This window comes from Stenotrophomonas mexicanensis, from assembly GCF_032911605.1.
GTDB classification, from domain to species: domain Bacteria; phylum Pseudomonadota; class Gammaproteobacteria; order Xanthomonadales; family Xanthomonadaceae; genus Stenotrophomonas; species Stenotrophomonas maltophilia_A.
The window spans coordinates 20,926-38,881 of the sequence record NZ_JAWJTG010000047.1; the positions used below are offsets into that span (position 1 = coordinate 20,926).

The window sequence follows — 17,956 nt, forward strand, 5'->3', positions numbered from 1 at the left end:
GCGATCCTTGCCTCATAGCCATTGCTATGAGTTTATGAATTCGTAGCACAGCTCGTTTGGCGCTGCGCCGAGAAAAACAACATGTAAGATGGCCTCGCTGGGCTCGTCGTTTTCAAGCACATAGAACTCCGCTGAAATGTCACCCGCTGTGCTTTCGTACGCAACGATTAGAGGAAACTCTTCGTACTGGCTCGCTAGCGGTGGCACTGACAATTTTGCGCTCGGCGGAAAGTACACCAGCAACGCCTCAAATATCTCACTGATCACTGGGGCGGACAGATTGAACTTGATCATCAGTGTATCTGTGTCTCGATTTGACAGAGCGCTGACAAACTCATCCAACTGAGCGTATTGGGTCGCGCCGACTTCTGCTAACATTTTTTCTCCATTGACCGTGACACTGGCGCTGGCATGCCGTGCCGTGCCGTGCCGTGCCGTGCGGACACCCAAACACGCTGATTATCGAAGGCCAAGATGTCGCGCACCTGACAGCAGGAGCAGGTCGCCCTCCCGATCCCATCAGCGTTGAAGGCTATTGCGATGTCACCACCGATCTCGCGATTGCAGAATTCAGCACCCGTTTCAATCTACGCGAGTGCGACTCGACTGCTCTCCAGTTCCAGCCATCTACGGCAGGAAGACCTACGCCGGCTCGCTCTCTACCAAGTGCTACGCGCTCCGATAAAACGCAGATTCTTGCCGACATGCTGGCATCTGGAGATAGAGGCAAATGAACGTTAATCAGCCCCCATCCGCCTATGGTGAACCGGTGTTTTCCGCGATCCGGCCCCTTGATCAGTTCAACCTTCCGGACACTGACTTCTCCACACATATCAGGATATTGAACTGCAACGAAAACGGCTCCACCTTTTGCTTCGCGGAGCAACTTCGCATAGCTATAGAGCTCTTCAGCGCTACTGAATCGTTGAAAATCCTCTCCAGGAGCCGAGTAAAATTCAGTGACAAGCGAAGGACTTCGCTCAAAAACTGCCCTTGCGACCGCTTCCACCACCGCGAGAGAAACTCCGGGCATCGCTTTTTCCGGTTTCAAGCACAAGTGAGTCATTCTTCCGCAGACAAGCCCCCCAGTCGCGAGGCAATCTCGTCAACGCCTGACGCATAAAGCCAGATCTATGGACCTCTGAATTTCTCATCATTCAGTGCAACGCTAACCGCCGCCTCGGCCAACGGCGCCATCACCGCATAGCCCTTCGCCGTAGGATGCACGCCGTCCTCCGCCAACTGCGGGTCCAGTCCGCCGATCGCATTGGCCATCGGCGTGTAGTAGTCCAGATAGACCAGCTGCTGTGCATCGGCATAGCGCTTCAATGCCGTGTTCAATGCACGCACCTTGGGCGCAGGTGCTGTGCCCGGCAGCCACGGGTAATCGCTGACCGGCAGCACTGATGCCAGCACTACGCCGATGCCATGTGCACGGGCAAGGTCCACCATCGCGTGCAGGTTGTCTTCGATCATCGCCTGCGTGGACGGGCCGGTGTTGCCTGCAATGTCGTTGGTGCCGGCCAGGATCACCACCACCCGTGGCTTCAGTGCCAGCACGTCCTGCGGGAAACGCACCAGCATCTGCGCCGTGGTCTGGCCGCTGATGCCGCGGTTGAGCCAGCCCTTGCCGGGGAAGAAACCGGCACTGCCTTCCCTGCCCCAACCTTCGGTGATGGAGTCACCGAAGAACACTACGCGTGGCTGGCCCGGTACTGCCGCAGGCAGTTGCGCATTGGCATCACGATAGCGTTGCAGCTCCGGCCAATCGGCCAGGCGCTGCTGCATGAAGCGCACTTCGTCGGGGCGTAACTGATCGATGGGCGTCTGCAGCAGCGGGTTGACTGCGACGGCCTCAACGGCGCCCAGCGGAGAAGCCAGCGCGAGGCCCAACGTCACGACAGTGGCAGTGGCAAGCTCAACAGGTCCACGCATGCGGGTACTCCTGAAATCATCTTCAGCAGTCTAACGCCCCACCCTGTGCTCAGCGTGCAGCCGTACGCGCCGCCACACCCGTGACTTTCGCCGGCATCCACATACCCGGCGTCCAGCCGCTGGCGGCCAGGATCGCCTTCGGGTTGTCCTGCTGGATCAGCGCACGCACCGCGTCACGCTTGTTCTTGGCCTGCAGGTAATAGGCCTTGGCGATGCGGTATCCCACCCAGTACCCGAGGTCATAGGGCTCCTGCGAACCGGGCTTGTAGTTGTACAGCCACGGCGACAGATCGGTGCTGTCCAGATCCAGCGCGAATGCGCTTTCGATATGCACTTCCCGACCACGGGTCCAGGCCGCATGGCGCCCGTTGCCGACGTTGCCGGAAATCAGTTCGGCGATGAACTCAGCAATGCCCTCGCCCAACGAAACACGCAGCACGGTCGCATGCGGGTCGCCCGGCTCGAAGTCGGTCAGGCCGGTCTGCTGGATGTGCACGTACTCGTGCGCGATCACATGCACGAAGCGGTCCTGCACATTGGGATTCATGAAATCGGCTGCGCACAGCGCTTCCAGGCCGATGATCACGCCGCTTTTCGAGGTCAACCCTACCGGACGACCACGGCCGACGGCGATGGTCACCGGCGGAAACGCAGCCTGCGGATAGATGGCCTGCAGGTTGGAAAACACCTGCGTCAGACGTTGTTTCACCGCCGGCAGTTCGGCCAGGCAGCTTCGCCCCTGCACATACAGCTCCGGCTGGCTGGCGATGGACTCGGCAATGCGCTCGGGGGTGACCCGGCGCGCCTTGGCCAGCTCGGCCAGGCCCGCCGAACCCTCGGCCATGTAGCCACGCAACTGCGCAACGCTGGGTTTGCCACCTGCGTTGTCGTACAGCGCGTAGAAACGGCTGACATCGTCAGTGACAATCTGCGGCCCGGCCGGTGCCGCCGCCGTGGCCATGCCAACCACCCCGGCACAGGCCAGGGCCAACAGGCCGCGCAGGATCATGGACATCGCTCCGTCCTTGGTGGAGTGCATGCGAAGCGCGCAATCTATCACTCCGGCCCGGCCGCCGCAGCAAGCAGATGCGGGCACCCCGGCGCTGTGCCAGACTCGCGTTGGCACCTGCCACGGAAGATAGAGCACCCCGCGATGATGATCGTTCCCGCCTACTGGGCCGAAGCCCGCCTGCAGGCCCGTTTCCGTGGCCGGCCGGTGGTGGTGCGCCGCTTCGGCTGGTCCGACGAAGGCCCTGCCGAGGCGCAGGTGCACGCCGACCGCCGCGCCAATGAAGCCCTCAATGCCATCCTCGCCGGGCAGGTGCTGCCGCGTCGCGAAGTGCGCAGCAACTACGGCGTGGAGGGCGTGCCGATCCGCGAGCAGATCGTGCACCGCGACGGCGACGTCATCATCACCCGCAACAGCTACGGTGCGCTGTGCCTGAACACCCCGGACGTGCTGTTCGCCGACATCGATCATGCGCAGCCACCTGCCGGTTGCGTGATGCCTGCAATCATCGCCGCAGTGCTGCTGTTCGCTGGCGCCGTCATCGGCACTCTGCTCTGGCACTGGCTGGTGGGACTGGTGCTGGGGGTGGCAGCGGTGCTGCTGGTCAACACGGCGATGCTGATGCAGCGCAAGCGGCGCCTGGCCGCGGCCGGTGGCGCCGAAGGCGTAGCCCTGCAGCGGGTCGCGGCCTTCAGCGAACAGCATCCGGACTGGCATCTGCGTGCGTACCGCACGCCGGCTGGATTGCGCGTGCTGGCCATGCATGCCACGTTCCTGCCCGAAGACGAGCAGCTGCAGGCGTTCTTCAGAACGCTGGGCGCCGACACCCTGTACGCGCGCATGTGCCGGCTGCAGCACTGCTTCCGTGCGCGCCTGACACCAAAGCCGTGGCGCGTTGGCCTGAGGTACCGCATCCGTCCGCCGGTGGCCGCGTGGTCAGCCGAGCAGGCCAACAACCCGGATCGCCTGGCCTGGATTGCCGAGTACGAAAAGAAGAGTGCCGGCTTCGCCGCGTGCGCCTACCTGCGCAGTTTCGGTGATACCACGCGCATCCATGCCAAGGCCGAGCACGTGCGCGAACTGCACGACCGGTTGGCGCATGCGCAGGACCGCCTGCCGCTGGCGTAAGCTCGGGTGCTCAATCGGCGCTCTGCACGAACGGCTGCCCTGCCAGGGTAGTGCCCAGCCGCACCGCAATCTGCTGTTCACCCTTCTCGAAGGTCGTCGCGCACTGCTTCCCGCCCTTCTGGCACCCCACTTCCGGAAAGCCCTCCAGCGATTCCGGCGCGCCCTGCGCCGGCTTCACCTGCCATCCCGCAGCATCCAGCAGGCGCTTGGCCTTGGCGTAGGGCATGCCGGCGATGATCCCCAGCTGCGCCAGCTCGGTGGGCAGCGACTGGGCATGGGCGTTTGAAACCAGGACCAACGACAACGTTGCAGCAAGAACGATGGCTTTCATTGCACCGACCCGGAACGAACTCACAGGGCCAGCCTAGCCCATCTGCGTGGCATGCGAATGTGCCGGTAACGCGTCGTTACCGAGTCTCCACAGTTGATTGCAGAGCACGTGCGGCTGGTTACAGCCGAGCGTGGGCTCGGCGCTACAGCAGGATGCAGGAAGGCCACCCGGAGGTGGCCTTCCTGTTCCTTCACTTGGCGTTCTTCACGTAGGTGTCGAACCAGTTCAGCATCTCCGACACCAGCTGCTCGTTGGACTCCAGCGCGGTGTACCAGTGCGGTTCGTTCGGCAGCATCACCAGGCGGGTGGTACCGCCGTTGCCACGAATGGCCTGGTACAGCTTGCGCGACTGGAACGGTTCGGTGCCCGGGTTGGCATCGTCCTCACCGTGCACCAGCAGCAGCGGCAGCTTGATCTTGTCGGCATAGAAGAACGGCGAGGCCTTCAGGTACACGTCCTGCGCCTGCCATACCGAGCGACGCTCGTTCTGGAAGCCGAACGGGGTAAAGGTCTTGTTGTACGAACCGCTGGTCGCCACACCGGCCTTGAACAGGTTGGTGTGCGCGATCAGGTTGGCGGTCATCAGGCCGCCATGGCTGTGACCGGTCACGCCGATGCGGTTGCGGTCGACCACGCCCATGTCCACGGCCTTGTCCACCGCTGCCTTGGCGTCGGCTTCCAGCTGCTCCAGGTAGGTGTCGTAGGCGTTCTTCGGGTCACCCACGATCGGGAACGAGGCATTGTCGATGATCGCGTAGCCGGCCAGCAGCATCAGGCGGTACGGCTGCAGGCGGGTGAAGGTCTGCTGCGAACCGGACACCTGGCCGGCCTGCGCGGCATTGGCGAAGTCGGCCGGGTAGGCGTACAGGATCGCCGGCACGCGCTGGCCCTCCTTGTAGCCCGGCGGCGTGTACAGGGTGAACGACAGGTCCACGCCATCGGCACGCTTGTAGGTCACCAGCTGCTTCTTGATCTGGCGCACTTCCGGGGTCGGGTCGACCAGTTTGGTCAGCGCGGTCGCGGTGGACGCGAACTGCGCCTCGCCGGTCTTCGCATCGGCCACTGCCTCCCCCTGCTGGCGGATGAAGGCATTCGGCGGATCGATCACCGACTGGTGCCAGGTCAGGTAGCGCCCCGGCGTGTTGCTGAAGCCGAGGAACTGTTCGTAGGCGTCGGCACTGCTACGGAACAGGCGCTCGCTCTTCAGCGTGCCCAGGTCCAGGCGGTCGAGGAACGGACGATCGCCCTGCGGCGAGGCGCCACGGCCGCTGAGGAACACGTGGTTGCCCTCACGGCGCACGACCTGCGCGCCATTCGGCAGGCGGGTGAACACCAGGTTGCCGGGGTTGCCGTACAGCTCATCGCTGGACATGTCCCACAGCAGGCGACCTTCCTTCTTCGGCTGGTCCACATCGACGATGCGGGTCTGCATCCAGTGGCGGTTCTCGTCGTTCTCGTACTGGAAGGCTACGGCCGGATCGGCGGTCCACGCGAAGCCCTCGAATCGCTGCGCGGTACGGGTGATCTCGGTCGGCTTGCCGTTGAACGGGGCCTTCAGCATCAGCACGCGGTCACGGTGCGGCACGCTGACTTTCCAGTCGCCCTTGTCCAGCGCTTCGGCATAGACCAGGGTGGCCGGATCGGTGGCACGCCAGTCGAAACCGCGCGGGCCTTCCGGTACGCCGTGCACCGGCACGCGATCCGCCAGCGGCAGGCTGGCGATCGGCGTGCTGCGGCCATTGCTCACGTCCAGTACGGCCACGTCATTGGCGAAGCGCTGGTAGGTCACCGCATGTGAGTACGGCGCCTTGATCGATTCGGTCAGCACGTGCACGCCATCGGGCGCGGCGCTGACCTCGTTGAACAGTGCAGGCTGCCCGACCGGGCGCACGCTGTTGGCGGCGGTATCGACCACGGCCAGCTGCGACGCGCCGTAATAGGCGAACAGTTTCTCGTCATGCACGCTGGTCAGCGTGTCGCGGGCTTCGTAGGTGCTGCTCTCGCCACTGCTGCCCAGCGACTCCTGCGCATCCGGACCGGTCGGCACGCCACCGTTGGACGGCGCCGGACCCTGATTGGCCGGTACCAGCTTCACCAGCAGATTCTGGCTGCCGCCCAGCCATTGCACGGTGTAGCCGAAGATCGGGTTCAGCTGCACGTTCGGCACCTGCTTCACCTGGCCGGTGGCCGCATCGCCTACCCACAGCTGCACGCTGGTATCGACCGCATTCTGGAAGGCGAAGTGGCCGCCATCGGCCGACCACAGCGCGCCAGTGGCGCAGCCCTGCGGCAGGTTGACCTTGGTCTCCTTGCCGCTGCCGATATCGACCAGGGTAAAGTCGGCCACGCAGGCCGGAATACCGTAGCCGCCGGGGGTGTCATGCCGACTGCGGTTCTTCGGCTCCAGGCGCACGCCGGCCAGCTTCAGGTACGGCTGGGCGACGCGGCTGATCGACGGGTAGGTCTGCGCGGTGGTCAGCAGCAGGCGCTGGCCGCCCGGGGCCACGTTCGGTGCTGGCGGCGGCGGTGCCTTCAGCACCTTGAGCAGGTGCTCCGGCGGCTTCGCGTAATCGGCAAGCGCCGGGCCAGCGGCCAGCAGGCCGACGGTGGCAACGGCAACGGCCGCTGTCAGAGAGGTTTGACGGATCAGCATCCTTATCCCCTGGGGTGTGAATGGGTACCCGGAATCGGGCATGGCCCCGAATCTAGCACCGCAGGGGTTGTCGTGAATGGGCCGGAAGGACTAGTGGCCGGATGGGGCAAAGTGCAGCTCCGGCAGGTGCCGGGGAGCTGCCGGCACCTGCCAGACATGGCCTGGCACTACTGCTGGGCGTGCAGGTCCCAGGCGGTGAGATAGTCCGGGTCGACCACGATCATGCCGCTGTTGCTCATCCGGTACTCTCCCGGCTGGGCCGGCAGGTACTGGTCGAGCATCGGCGGCAGGTAACGCTCGTGGCCATCGTTCTCGTCGGCCAGCACCACGCCTTCATCGGCACTGATGCGCAGCACCGTTCCCGCGTACTGCTCCAGTCCCTGCACCTGGCCGTCGCCGCCGTAGCGGGTCACCCCGACCAGCACCAGTTTTCCGATCATTTCCTCGACCTTGGCATCGTCCAGGGCCGGCAGCATTCGTTCGTATTGGTCGCTCATCGGTGCACCTCCAAAGCCTGCAGGATCATCATGGACAAGCCAGCCTCCGCGCTGCGAAGGCCATCGGGCAACGCAGAGGACAATCTGGCGGGCATATGTCTGTATTGCAGGGCCGGCAAGAGCATGCCGGGACCGCATCGGGTGAACAGTGGCAGATGCTGTGGGTGGCGGCCATCCGTGCCGGCAAAGTGGCCGTATCAGACCAGGGTCAACACCACGCGTTGCATTGCATGCAGGGTAAAGCGTGACAGCTGCGCAGTTGTTGCATGACGGCCTCCTGTTGAAGGTCACACGCGAAGTTGATGCTCCATGGACCCGATGCTGACATCGCGCGCGGAATGGTCAAGTGAAGAATGCGCACCCGTTCACCTTTTGTAACGCATTCGGGTGCCTCGATTACGCTTAACCTCTGCTTCATCCGGCTGGCCCTAGGGTCAGCCTTCAATCTGCAAGGAACGCACATGCCCCGGTACGCATTCATACGACCGTGGACGCTCGCACTTTCAGCGGCCGCGCTCTGCGCCTGCGCACATGCCGCCGACCGCACGCCGACTTCTCAAGGAACCGACACCATGGCCCCCGCCGTATCCGAGACCACTTCGCCCTCCCCGCTCAATGCCGAGCAGTTGCTGCTGCGCCTGCTGGACCTGATCAAGGCCACGACCTCCACCCGCGAGCTCACCGCTGAGCGCCTGTCCGCAGCGATGCAGGCGCCGGCGCAGGTCTTCGGCCCCGGCCACTTCGGCTATGGCGGCACGCTGACACCGGAATGGGGCTATGGACTGGAAGTGCAGCGGGCCGGCACTGCCGACGCGCGGCTGGACCTGAACTTCATGGACACCAGCAGCGATCGCAAGGCCTCGGCTGCGGCGATCTGCCAGGTCGACTTCAACCACTTCGCTTCCGCACTGGATGCCGCCGGCTTCAAGCGCGAGACGGTGCGCGGCGAACACGGCCGGGTGATCTACGACCGCTTCGATCGACCGCAGCTGAGCATCAAGGTCGACACCATGCCCGAGAACCCTCACGCCCTCGGCGACGCCACGCATGCCTGCGTGCGTCTTGTCACCGTGCAGTAAGGGGAGCCATCAATGACGATCCTTTCCGCAGAAACGGAACGCCTGCTGGGCGAGTTCGCTGGCAAGACCGACGTCACCAGCGACCAGGTCGACAACCTGCGCAACGTCATCGCGGGCTCGCCCGTGCTGGCAAAGCAGGTGGACGCCGCCATCGCGGCAGGCTATCTGGAACGCTTCGAACTGTTGCCCGCCACAAGCAACGCGGGCGGCACCTACGAGACCGGCACGAAATCCATCAACCTGCCCGCCAACAGCTTGTCGAGCCCGGCGGCCCCGGACAGGTTCGACGCGGCCGAGGTTGCCTTTGTGCTCGGTCACGAGATCCAGCACGGCTTCAACGATGCTGATGTCGAGCGCGCCTACGTGCAGTTCGAAGCCGACGTGGAGCAGGTCGCGGGCCGTACAACGAGTCATGATTACACCGAGGCCATCGGCACCCTGCTCGCGGCCAACCGCCGCGATGAGGCTTCTTCGAACATCGCAGGCTGGAATGCGCTGGTCAGCCAGGTACGTGCCAACAACCCGGACGCCACCCTGCGCGACCTGTATGAAGCCAGCACCCGCTCGACAGATGTCATCCAGTCGCGACCCGGCCCGCCGGTCACCTATGCCCCGCACCCGGAGCTGACCCTCAATGCGGACCTGACCATCTCCCCCACCGCAGCCAACATCGAGGGAATGGCCAGGCACTATTACGATCAGGGCGTCAGCACCGGCCTGGGCCATCATGGGAATTCGGACTACCAGAATTTCTACGGCGCCCTGGCGATCGGACTGGCCAGCGAATTCGAGGCCGCGAATCCAGCGCCCGATGGCGTCAGCCGGATGGAAGTGAACATGAAGAAGCTGGGCCTGGACGAGCGCCTGCTGGAGCAGAACGGGCTCAACCTCGGCGAGGGCTCGCCCCCGCGCCAGCCCTACTTCGATACCAGTACCTCGCCGTCGACGCTGCGTTACTTCGACCACACTGAGGGCACGCATACGCATGTGCCGATCACCACACAGCATGCGGTGGAGGGCGATGGCTTACCGACGCTGCTTGCGGAAGGCCGTGACCGTTCGCTGCACGAGCAGATCCGCGGCAAGGTAGCTGAGCTGGATGCTGCCAACGGACGCAGTTTCGATGCGTCCAGCGAGCGCCTGAGTGCCAGCCTGCTGGTGCTGGCCCGCGAAAACGGCCTGGACCGGGTCGACCATGTGGTGCTCAGCCGCCAGACCGAGGGTGCGGGCGCGGCGCAGAACATCTTTGTGGTGAAGGGGCCGCTGGATGATCCGGCCTCGCTGCGCGCCTCATCACCCACTGCCGAGGCCGCCCAGCGTCCGGTGCAGGACAGCCTGGATACGCTTGCCGTGGTCAACCAGCGGCAGGCCGATCAGGCCACGCAGGAACAGGTCCGCGTGCAGGAGCAGCAGCGCGGCGCGCTGACGCACTGACGGGGAACGACATGGAGCCGCCGGGACGCGCCCGGCGCTCCCTTGGCGGCACCCACGCTAGAATGCGCGCATGCGCACCGTACATGCCCTCCGCTACATCACCCCCTTGCGGGAAGGTGGCTCCCTGCCGGCCGTAGTCGAGACTGACGACGACGGCATGGCCGTGCTGAAGTTCCGAGGCGCCGGCCAGGGCCCGAAGGCACTGATCGCCGAGCTGATCGCTGGTGAAATGGCGCGCACGCTGGGCTTGCCGATTCCGGAAATCCTGTTCGTGGAGCTGGACCGCGAGTTCGCCCGCACCGAGCCGGACCCGGAGATCCAGGAACTGATACGCGCCAGTGAAGGTTTGAACCTGGGCCTGGACTACCTGCCCGGTGCGATCAACTACGACCCGGCGGCGATGCCGGTGGATGCCGACCTGGCATCGCGCATCGTCTGGTTCGATGCGTTCACCAGCAATGTCGATCGCACCACGCGCAACCCCAACCTGATGGTGTGGCACCGCAAGCTATACCTGATCGACCACGGTGCGGCCATGTACTTCCATCACGACTGGGCCAACGCCGGCGATGCCTGCGAGAAGCCCTTCGTGCTGATCCGCGACCACGTACTGCTGTCGTTCGCCAACCGCATCGCCGAGGTGGACGCCGAGCTGGCCGCGCGCCTGACCGATGCCGAGATCGAGCGCATCGTCGGCCTGGTGCCGGACAGCTGGCTGGTGAATGAGCCCGCGTTCGACAGCCCGCAGGCCTACCGGCAGGGTTATATCAACTACCTCAAGCACCGCCTGAAAGTGCGTGCGGTGTTCGTGCAGGAGGCCATCCGTGCCCACGCTGCACACGTATGACTACGCCGTCATCCGCGTGGTACCGCGGGTGGAGCGCGAGGAATTCATCAACGTCGGGGTGATCGTCTCCTGTCCCGGCGCGCGTCATCTGGAGGCGGCCATCGAGATCGATCCGGCACGCCTGCACGTGTTTGCCCCAGCGCTGGACCAGGAGGCGCTGCAGCCGTGGCTGGATGCGATCGTGGCCATCTGCCGCGGCGATGCCAGCGCCGGGCCGATCGCACAGCTGCCAGCGCGTGCGCGCTTCCATTTCCTCACCGCCAAGCGCAGCTCGGTGGTGCAGATGTCGAGCACGCATGTGGGCCGCACGGCGGACCCGGCGGGTGTGGTGGAACACTTGATGACGAAGATGGTGCGGGTGCCGCGCTGACGCGCCCGTCTCTCACTTCCGGGCGCGCGCCCTGTGCCAGGCAATGAGCGCACAGGCTGCTGCAGCGGCAATCAACACCCACCCGGCTGCCGCTTGTCCATGCAGGTAGCCTTGTGCATACGCAGCACTGGCACCTTCGCTGGCCATGGCCGGAACACCCTTGAGTATCACGTGCACCCCACGCAGCAGCAGCACCATGCTGGCGACCAGACACACCACGGGAAGGAGTCGGCTCATGGCCCGATTCTGGTCCGCCACCTGCCCCAGCGTCAACATCGCTGTGGCATAGTCGCTCGGGACTACAGCGGCACTCTTCGCGCGATGTAGTTGACCACATTGCCGATCGCATCCGGATCGACATTGGCCAGCCCAACGATCACATAGCCCTGCGCGGGTAGCACCACGATGGCACTGTTCGATCCGGGCGCACCGCCTTCGTGGCCGTACTGATGCTCCCTGCCCTCGTCCTGCACCACGAAGCCGAACCCGTACCAGCCCTTGTGGTTCTGCGCCGTGGTGGCCTGCTGCAGCAATGCAGGTGAGACCAGCTTCCCGCTGCGCAGCGCCTCGGCGAACTTCACCATGTCGCTCACCGTGCTGTAGCCACCACCGGCTGACATGCCGCGCCAGGGCAGCGACTTCGTTTCACGCACCCATTGCCCATCCTGCTTCGTATAGGCGACGGCACGCTGTGGCACCGTCACTGTTTCCGGTTCGAAGCCGGTGCCGGTCATGCCTGCCGGGCGCAGGATGTGTTGCTCCACATAGGCGTAGTACGACTGCCCGGAGACGGCCTCGATGATCCGCCCAAGCACGATGAAGCCATAGTTCGAGTAGCTGTCCTGGCTGCCGGGCGTGAACTGCGGTGCATCCTTGGCAAAACGCTGCACATAGTCATCCAGCGTCTTCAGCGACGCGGAATACTGCTCGAAATCGTCGCCGAAGAAATCACCCAGGCCACTGGTATGGGTCAGCAGCTGGCGAACCGTCACGCTGTTGGCAACGGCCTTGTTCGGATAGTCCGGCAGGTGCTTGCCGATCGTGTCATCGAGACTGAGTTTGCCCTCCTGCACCCGCTGCAGTACGGCCACTGCGGTGAACACCTTGTTGGAGGACGCAAGGCGGAACTGCGTATCCACGCCCACTGGAATGCCAGCGGTGCGATCGGCATTGCCACCGCGCCAGTCCAGCAGCACCTTGCCGTTCCGTGCCACCTGCAACGCACCCGACAGCGCGTCCTGGGCCCGCAGCGCCTCCAGCCTTGCTGTGGCATCGGTCATCAGGGCAGGCAAAGCAACCCTCTCCGGTCTGTACTTGTCCGGCGTTTCAGTGCCTTCGATCTGGAACTGCTTCACATGCGCCGGGCTGGCCGGATCCATGACGACCGTCACCCACATCGCGCGCTCGCTCAGCTGGCCCATCACCAGCACCTTCGCGTGACCGGGCGCGCTCTGGCGTGTTTCCAGCACACGCAGCGGGCCGGTGCTCTCGCGGAACTCGAGATAGTCCTTGGGGCTGCTGCCTTCCTTCTTCGCGTAGGTATCGGCGAACGCCTGCAGTTGCTCGAGGCTGCCAGCGTTGAAGGCCGCCAGCCAGTCATCGATGGCGTCCTGCGCACGTGGATGTGCACGCTCGGAAGATGTGGCGCCGATTGCTGGAAAAACCGGGGTAACCAGTAGAACCGAACAGGCCAGTGCACTGCAGAGAAACAGGCGTCCAACAATCCTCATGGCAGTTCCTTTGCGGGGATTCCTGGACGCATCCTAGACCAAGGATGCGGCCGCCGCATCGACACCAGGGACTCTGCTGCAACATCTCAACGGTGACGCTGAATGCGTCGATGCGCTGCCATCCACTCCGCGTGCGTGGTGGAATGCGCACAGCCCCGGATGCAACGTGAGTGCGAGATCCTTCGCAGTTGATGGAAACCCTTCTACCCGATGGCCCCGCTATCGCCTTGCCATCGTCTGTTCGCTGAATCTCGCCACGCAGAAGTCCAGGAAGCTGCGCAGCTTGTGCGTCAGCTGGCGATCGCGCGGATACACCAGGTTGATCCAGGTCGACACCGGTACGTAGTCCGGCAGCACTTCCACCAGCTCACCACGCGCCAATGCTCCGGCCAGCATTTCGTGCGGTTGCAGGATCAGCCCCAGCCCTCCGATGGCGGCGGTCAGCAGCGGCTCGGCCTGGTTGACCATGAAGCGGCTGGACACCGGCACGGTCAGCACGCCGCCATCGGTATCGCGAAAGCTCCAGCGGGTGCGGATGATCGAATGCGCGAAGCCCAGGCACTCGTGGCGGCTCAGGTCATTGGGATGGGCAATGGCCGGGCGCGAAGCCAGATAGTCCGGCGAGGCACACAGGACCAGCGGATACGGCCCCAACCGCCGCGCCACCAGCCCACTGTCGGCCAGATCGCCAGTGCGGAACACCAGGTCGTAGCCGTCTTCAACGATGTCCACCAGACTGTTGGACAGGTTCAGATCGACCTGCACGTCCGGGTACTGCTGCAAGTAGGCCACCACCGCGGGACCCAGCGCGTGCACGCCGAAGGTGACCGGCGCACTGATGCGCAGGCGCCCCATCGGTCGCCCGCGCGCCACTTCGGCCAGCTGCTCGGCCCCCTCCACTTCCTCCAGGATCACCCGCGCCCGCGCCAGGTAGGCCTGGCCGAAGTCGGTCAGGCTCTGCTTGCGCGTGGTGCGGTTGAGCAGGCGCACACCCAGATGCTGCTCCAGCGCCTGGATGTGCTTGCCGACCAGCTGCGGCGACAGGTCCAGTGCCTCGGCAGCGGCGGCGAAGGAGCCGACCTCGGCCACCTTGGCGAAGGTCCGCAGGGGAACGATCAGGTCCATTGCAAACAATTGTTTTTCAATGAAACGCCAGATTACCCCTTATTCTGGATGCAGACTACGCGCACAGTAGCGCTCACCCTTTCGCCGGCGCCCTCGCCGGCCCTTCCTCGGAGCCCCCCATGAGCCAGGTTGTCCGCATCCACGAATATGGCACTGCCGATGTACTGCGCATCGACGATATCGACGTTCCCGCCCCCGCCCCTGACGAAGTCCAGATCCGGGTGAAGGCGATCGGCCTGAACCGCGCCGAGGTGATGTTCCGTAACGGCGCCTACCTGCAGGAAGCGCAGTTCCCCAGCCGCCTGGGCTACGAAGCGGCCGGCGTGGTTGAAGCCGTCGGCAGTGCAGTGAGCGGATTCACCGCGGGCGATGCGGTCAGCGTGGTGCCGCCGCTGGATATCGCGCGCTGGGGCACCTACGGCGAACTGGCCAACGTGCCGGCACGACTGGTGGTCAAGCATCCGCAGGCACTGGACTTTGAAACGGCCGCCGCGGTGTGGATGCAGTACGTCACCGCCTGGGGCGCGCTGTTGGAACAGGCACGCCTGGCCGCCGGCGATTTCGTCATCATCACCGCCGCCAGCAGCAGCGTCGGCCTCGCCGCCATCCAGATCGCCAATGCAGTCGGCGCCACGCCGATCGCTGTGACCCGTGGCCCGGGCAAGCGCCAGGCCCTGCTCGATGCAGGCGCCGCCCACGTCATCGCCACCCAGGAGCAGGATCTGGTGGCCGAAGTGGCGCGCATCACCGGCGGCGCAGGTGCCCGCGTGGTGTTCGATCCGATCGGTGGCCCGCAGTTCGTGCCGCTGACCGAAGCGATGGCGCGTGGCGGCATCCTGCTGGAATACGGCGCGCTGAGCAGCGAACCCACGCCGTTCCCGTTGCTCAACGTGCTGGGCAAGTCGCTGACGTTGAAAGGCTACCTGTACTCGGAGATCGTTTTCGACGATGCCGCGCTGGCCCGCGCGAAGGCATTCATTGTGGATGGCCTGGACAAGGGCACGCTGGCACCGAAGATCGCCAGGGTGTTCCCGTTCGCGCAGATCCAGGAGGCACACCGTTACCTGGAATCCAACGAGCAGATCGGCAAGGTGGTGGTGACGGTGTGATCCAGCGTCATGCAACGGGGGCGGCCCACCGCCCCCGTTGCGGTTACCTGGGCAACGTAAACGCCATCACGTAATCGCCGTTCGGGGTTTCCATGAAATGGTGGCCGCCGGCCATGATCACCACGTACTGGCGCCCGCCCTGCTCGTACACCATCGGGTTGGCCTGACCTCCCGCGGGCAGCGTGGCATGCCACAACTCCTTGCCGGTCTTCAGGTCGATGGCGCGCAGCAGGTCATCGGTGGCGGCGGCGATGAAGATCAGGCCGCTGCCGGTCACCACCGAACCGCCATTGTTCGGTGTGCCGATCTCGATCGGCAGGCCGGAGCGGATGCCGAAGGGTCCGTTGCCGCGCGCACTGCCGAATGGACGGTCCCACAGCAGCTTGCCGGTGCGCAGGTCGATGGCACGGATGCCGCCATAGGGCGGCTGCTTGCACAGCAAACCGGTGAACGGCAGGCGCCAACCGGCATTGACCTGGATGGCGTAGGGCGTGCCCACCTGCGGGTCACCCGCGCCTTCTGCTCCGCCCTTGTCGAACCGGATCTTTTCGCGCGGCAGCCAGCCCAACCGGTCGGCCTCCGCGCGTGGCACCAGCCGGTTGTAGTTCGGCATGTCGTTGTAGTTGGCCACGATCACGCCGCGGCGCGTATCGATTGACACACTGCCCCAGTCCGAGCCGCCGTTGTAGCCGGGGTACTCGATGGAATGGCGCTCGCTGCTCGGCGGCGTGTAGAACCCTTCGTAGTAGGCCTTGCGGAACTGGATGCGGCAGACCAGCTGGTCGATCGGGGTGATGCCCCACATGTCACGTTCGGTCAGCTCATGCTCGCGGCGCAACGTGTGATACAGCGAGAACAGTTGCGTGGGCGAGCGCTGCTCGGGTTCGACGCCGCCCACCGGCACCTTACGCTCTTCGGCCGCGGTCAAAAGCTGGCCGTTGCGGCGGTCGAGGATGTACATGTCGCCCTGTTTGGTCGGCAGCAGGATCGCCGGCACTTTGCCGGCCGCCGTCGGGTAGTCGATCAGGCTGGCCTGCGAACCCAGGTCGTAGTCCCACACATCCTTGCGCACCGCCTGGAAATGCCAGACCGGCTTGCCGGTGGCCACGTCGATCGCCACCAGTGACGTCGCATAGCGGTTCTGGGTTTCCGTGCGTGAGCCGCTCCAGTAGTCACCCGCGGAATTGCCCAGCGGCAGGTAGACCAGGCCCAGCGCCTCATCACCGGTGGCGGTGGTCCACATGTTGGGCGTGCCGCGCGTATAGGTCTGCTCGCGCGGCGGCAGACCGCTGCGCTCGGGCTGGTCCATGTCCCACGCCCAGCGCAGCTTGCCGGTGATGGCATCGTAGGCCTGGATCACACCCGACGGCGCATCGCGGCGCTGCCCGTCCAGCACCTGGTGACCGGTCACGATCACGCCACGCACGATGGCCGGTGGCGAGGTGATCGACACGTAACCCGGTGGCACCTCGCCCATGCCCAGGGTGATGTCGACCTGGCCGTTGTTGCCGAAGTTGGCGCAGGGACGGCCGCTGTCCGCATCCACCGCGATGATGCGGCCGTCCAGCGTGCCTTCGATAATGCGCGCCCAGCAGGCCGGACGGGTGCCCGGCGCAGCACTGCGGGTGACGCTGGGCGGCGGTTCCGGCAACGCCAGATCGGCCGCGGCATCGGCCAGCGTGGCATCGGCAAGGACCGGCGTGCGGGGCTGCTCGTAGTAGCTCACCCCACGGCAGGCGGCGGTGTACGGGATCGAAGCGTCCTTCACCTTGGGGTCGAAGCGCCACAGTTCCTTGCCGCTGGCAGCATCGAGTGCGATCAGGCGGTTGCGCGCGGTGCACAGGTAAAGGCGATCGCCGATCTTCAGCGGCGTGGTTTCTGCGCCCCAGCGATTCTTGGGCATATCGCCGGTACGGAACTGCCAGGCTGGCTGCAACGTAGCCACATTGGCCGGGGTGATCTGCTGCAGCGGCGAATATCGGGTGGCGGCGTTACTGCGGCCCCACGCCGGCCAGTCGCCCTCGGCGGGCTGGTCAGCCGGCTGCAGGCCCGTGGTATCACGCGTAGGTTCCAGTCCGGCGCTGACCGCGCCTTCCGGGAACGGCTGATGCCCATCCACTTCACCATGCGGCGCAAAGGCCAGGCCGAAGGCGGCTACGAACACCAGCATCAGCACACCCGCCACGCTGCGCGACAGGCGTTTGGAGACCGGCTCGTGCAAGGTGGGCGCCAGCAAGGCCAGCACGATGCCGAGTGCGGTCACCAGGCCCAGCCGTGGCACCCAGCGCCAGTAGTCGCTGCCTGACTCCCACCAGGTCCACAGCAGCGTGCCGATGAACACCAGCGCGTACAGCAATGCACCGCTGCGGCGGTTGCCGAACAACAGGATGCCGCTGGCCAGCAGGCCGAGCCCGGCGATGGCGTAGTACGCCGAGCCGCCAAGGCTGAGCAGCCACGCACCGAGCCCGCCGATGACCAGGCCGAGCACGACCAGCAGCAGCGACAGCACGGTGACAAGGGGATGCCGGGAGGCGCGAACAGGGGCAGGAGCAGACTGCGGCGTGGCGGACATCGTCGATCTCCGGGGGCAGCATGCGCCGTTATCCCACCGCCTGCGTGAAGCGCGCGCGTATGTGCGGCATCCGGATACGACGACGCCGGCACAGGGCCGGCGTTCTCGTGGATGCAGCGCGAGAAACCTCAGTGCTT

16 protein-coding genes are annotated in these 17,956 nt (G+C 65.0%); 6 read left to right on the forward strand and 10 right to left on the reverse strand.

Annotated elements, in window-relative coordinates; all coding sequences use genetic code 11:
- Positions 1 to 24 precede the first annotated feature (24 nt).
- The 3 genes from R1L06_RS17270 to R1L06_RS17280 all read right to left on the reverse strand — a co-directional run bounded on the left by R1L06_RS17270 (position 25) and on the right by R1L06_RS17280 (position 2,950).
- A complete protein-coding gene (locus R1L06_RS17270; RefSeq protein WP_317218306.1) occupies positions 25 to 378 on the reverse strand; it encodes a hypothetical protein in 354 nt (117 codons plus the stop codon).
- A gap of 753 nt (positions 379 to 1,131) precedes the next feature.
- Positions 1,132 to 1,935 carry an SGNH/GDSL hydrolase family protein gene (locus R1L06_RS17275; RefSeq protein WP_317218307.1) on the reverse strand — a complete coding sequence of 268 codons (804 nt, stop codon included), beginning with the start codon at positions 1,933 to 1,935 and terminating at the stop codon, positions 1,132 to 1,134.
- A gap of 49 nt (positions 1,936 to 1,984) precedes the next feature.
- Entirely contained in the window at positions 1,985 to 2,950 is a 966-nt protein-coding gene (locus R1L06_RS17280; protein WP_032127700.1) for a DUF2268 domain-containing putative Zn-dependent protease, read from the reverse strand.
- 138 nt (positions 2,951 to 3,088) lie between these two features.
- Between R1L06_RS17280 and R1L06_RS17285 the strand changes: the two genes are divergently transcribed.
- Positions 3,089 to 4,072, forward strand: coding sequence for a hypothetical protein (locus tag R1L06_RS17285; RefSeq protein ID WP_317218308.1), 984 nt, complete (start codon positions 3,089 to 3,091; stop codon positions 4,070 to 4,072).
- Between the two features lie 10 nt (positions 4,073 to 4,082).
- On the opposite strand, the gene R1L06_RS17290 is transcribed toward R1L06_RS17285, so the two are convergent.
- From R1L06_RS17290 to R1L06_RS17300, 3 genes are all read right to left on the reverse strand, one after another.
- Positions 4,083 to 4,403 (reverse strand): hypothetical protein, encoded by a 321-nt coding sequence (locus tag R1L06_RS17290; RefSeq protein WP_005410210.1) that lies wholly within the window; start codon positions 4,401 to 4,403, stop codon positions 4,083 to 4,085.
- Positions 4,404 to 4,593: 190 nt separating this feature from the next.
- Positions 4,594 to 7,056, reverse strand: a complete 2,463-nt coding sequence (locus R1L06_RS17295) for a S9 family peptidase (protein ID WP_317218309.1) — start codon at positions 7,054 to 7,056, stop codon at positions 4,594 to 4,596.
- 167 nt (positions 7,057 to 7,223) lie between these two features.
- A complete protein-coding gene (locus R1L06_RS17300; RefSeq protein ID WP_006376346.1) occupies positions 7,224 to 7,553 on the reverse strand; it encodes a hypothetical protein in 330 nt (109 codons plus the stop codon).
- A 572-nt stretch (positions 7,554 to 8,125) separates the two neighbouring features.
- Here R1L06_RS17300 and R1L06_RS17305 point away from each other — a divergent pair.
- From R1L06_RS17305 to R1L06_RS17320, 4 genes are all read left to right on the forward strand, one after another.
- Positions 8,126 to 8,632: a hypothetical protein gene (locus tag R1L06_RS17305; protein WP_239669774.1), complete on the forward strand. Its 507-nt coding sequence runs from the start codon at positions 8,126 to 8,128 to the stop codon at positions 8,630 to 8,632.
- Between the two features lie 12 nt (positions 8,633 to 8,644).
- Positions 8,645 to 10,066 (forward strand): XVIPCD domain-containing protein, encoded by a 1,422-nt coding sequence (locus tag R1L06_RS17310; protein WP_317218310.1) that lies wholly within the window; start codon positions 8,645 to 8,647, stop codon positions 10,064 to 10,066.
- Between the two features lie 70 nt (positions 10,067 to 10,136).
- Positions 10,137 to 10,913 carry a HipA family kinase gene (locus tag R1L06_RS17315; RefSeq protein ID WP_201116756.1) on the forward strand — a complete coding sequence of 259 codons (777 nt, stop codon included), beginning with the start codon at positions 10,137 to 10,139 and terminating at the stop codon, positions 10,911 to 10,913.
- Entirely contained in the window at positions 10,891 to 11,283 is a 393-nt protein-coding gene (locus tag R1L06_RS17320; protein ID WP_032127694.1) for a DUF3037 domain-containing protein, read from the forward strand. The genes R1L06_RS17315 and R1L06_RS17320 overlap by 23 nt, the downstream gene beginning before the upstream one ends.
- Before the next feature lie 12 nt (positions 11,284 to 11,295).
- Here R1L06_RS17320 and R1L06_RS17325 read toward each other — a convergent pair whose 3' ends face one another.
- From R1L06_RS17325 to R1L06_RS17335, 3 genes are all read right to left on the reverse strand, one after another.
- Positions 11,296 to 11,520, reverse strand: a complete 225-nt coding sequence (locus R1L06_RS17325) for a hypothetical protein (protein ID WP_125892069.1) — start codon at positions 11,518 to 11,520, stop codon at positions 11,296 to 11,298.
- 62 nt (positions 11,521 to 11,582) lie between these two features.
- Positions 11,583 to 13,013 (reverse strand): serine hydrolase domain-containing protein, encoded by a 1,431-nt coding sequence (locus R1L06_RS17330; protein ID WP_317218311.1) that lies wholly within the window; start codon positions 13,011 to 13,013, stop codon positions 11,583 to 11,585.
- 219 nt (positions 13,014 to 13,232) lie between these two features.
- Positions 13,233 to 14,138: a LysR family transcriptional regulator gene (locus tag R1L06_RS17335; RefSeq protein WP_317218312.1), complete on the reverse strand. Its 906-nt coding sequence runs from the start codon at positions 14,136 to 14,138 to the stop codon at positions 13,233 to 13,235.
- Positions 14,139 to 14,257: 119 nt separating this feature from the next.
- Here R1L06_RS17335 and R1L06_RS17340 point away from each other — a divergent pair, with 119 nt between their 5' ends.
- Positions 14,258 to 15,247 carry a zinc-dependent alcohol dehydrogenase family protein gene (locus R1L06_RS17340; RefSeq protein WP_317218313.1) on the forward strand — a complete coding sequence of 330 codons (990 nt, stop codon included), beginning with the start codon at positions 14,258 to 14,260 and terminating at the stop codon, positions 15,245 to 15,247.
- Between the two features lie 43 nt (positions 15,248 to 15,290).
- On the opposite strand, the gene R1L06_RS17345 is transcribed toward R1L06_RS17340, so the two are convergent.
- On the reverse strand, positions 15,291 to 17,819 hold the full coding sequence (locus R1L06_RS17345) for a membrane-bound PQQ-dependent dehydrogenase, glucose/quinate/shikimate family (RefSeq protein ID WP_317218314.1): 2,529 nt from the start codon (positions 17,817 to 17,819) through the stop codon (positions 15,291 to 15,293).
- Positions 17,820 to 17,956: the final 137 nt, after the last annotated feature.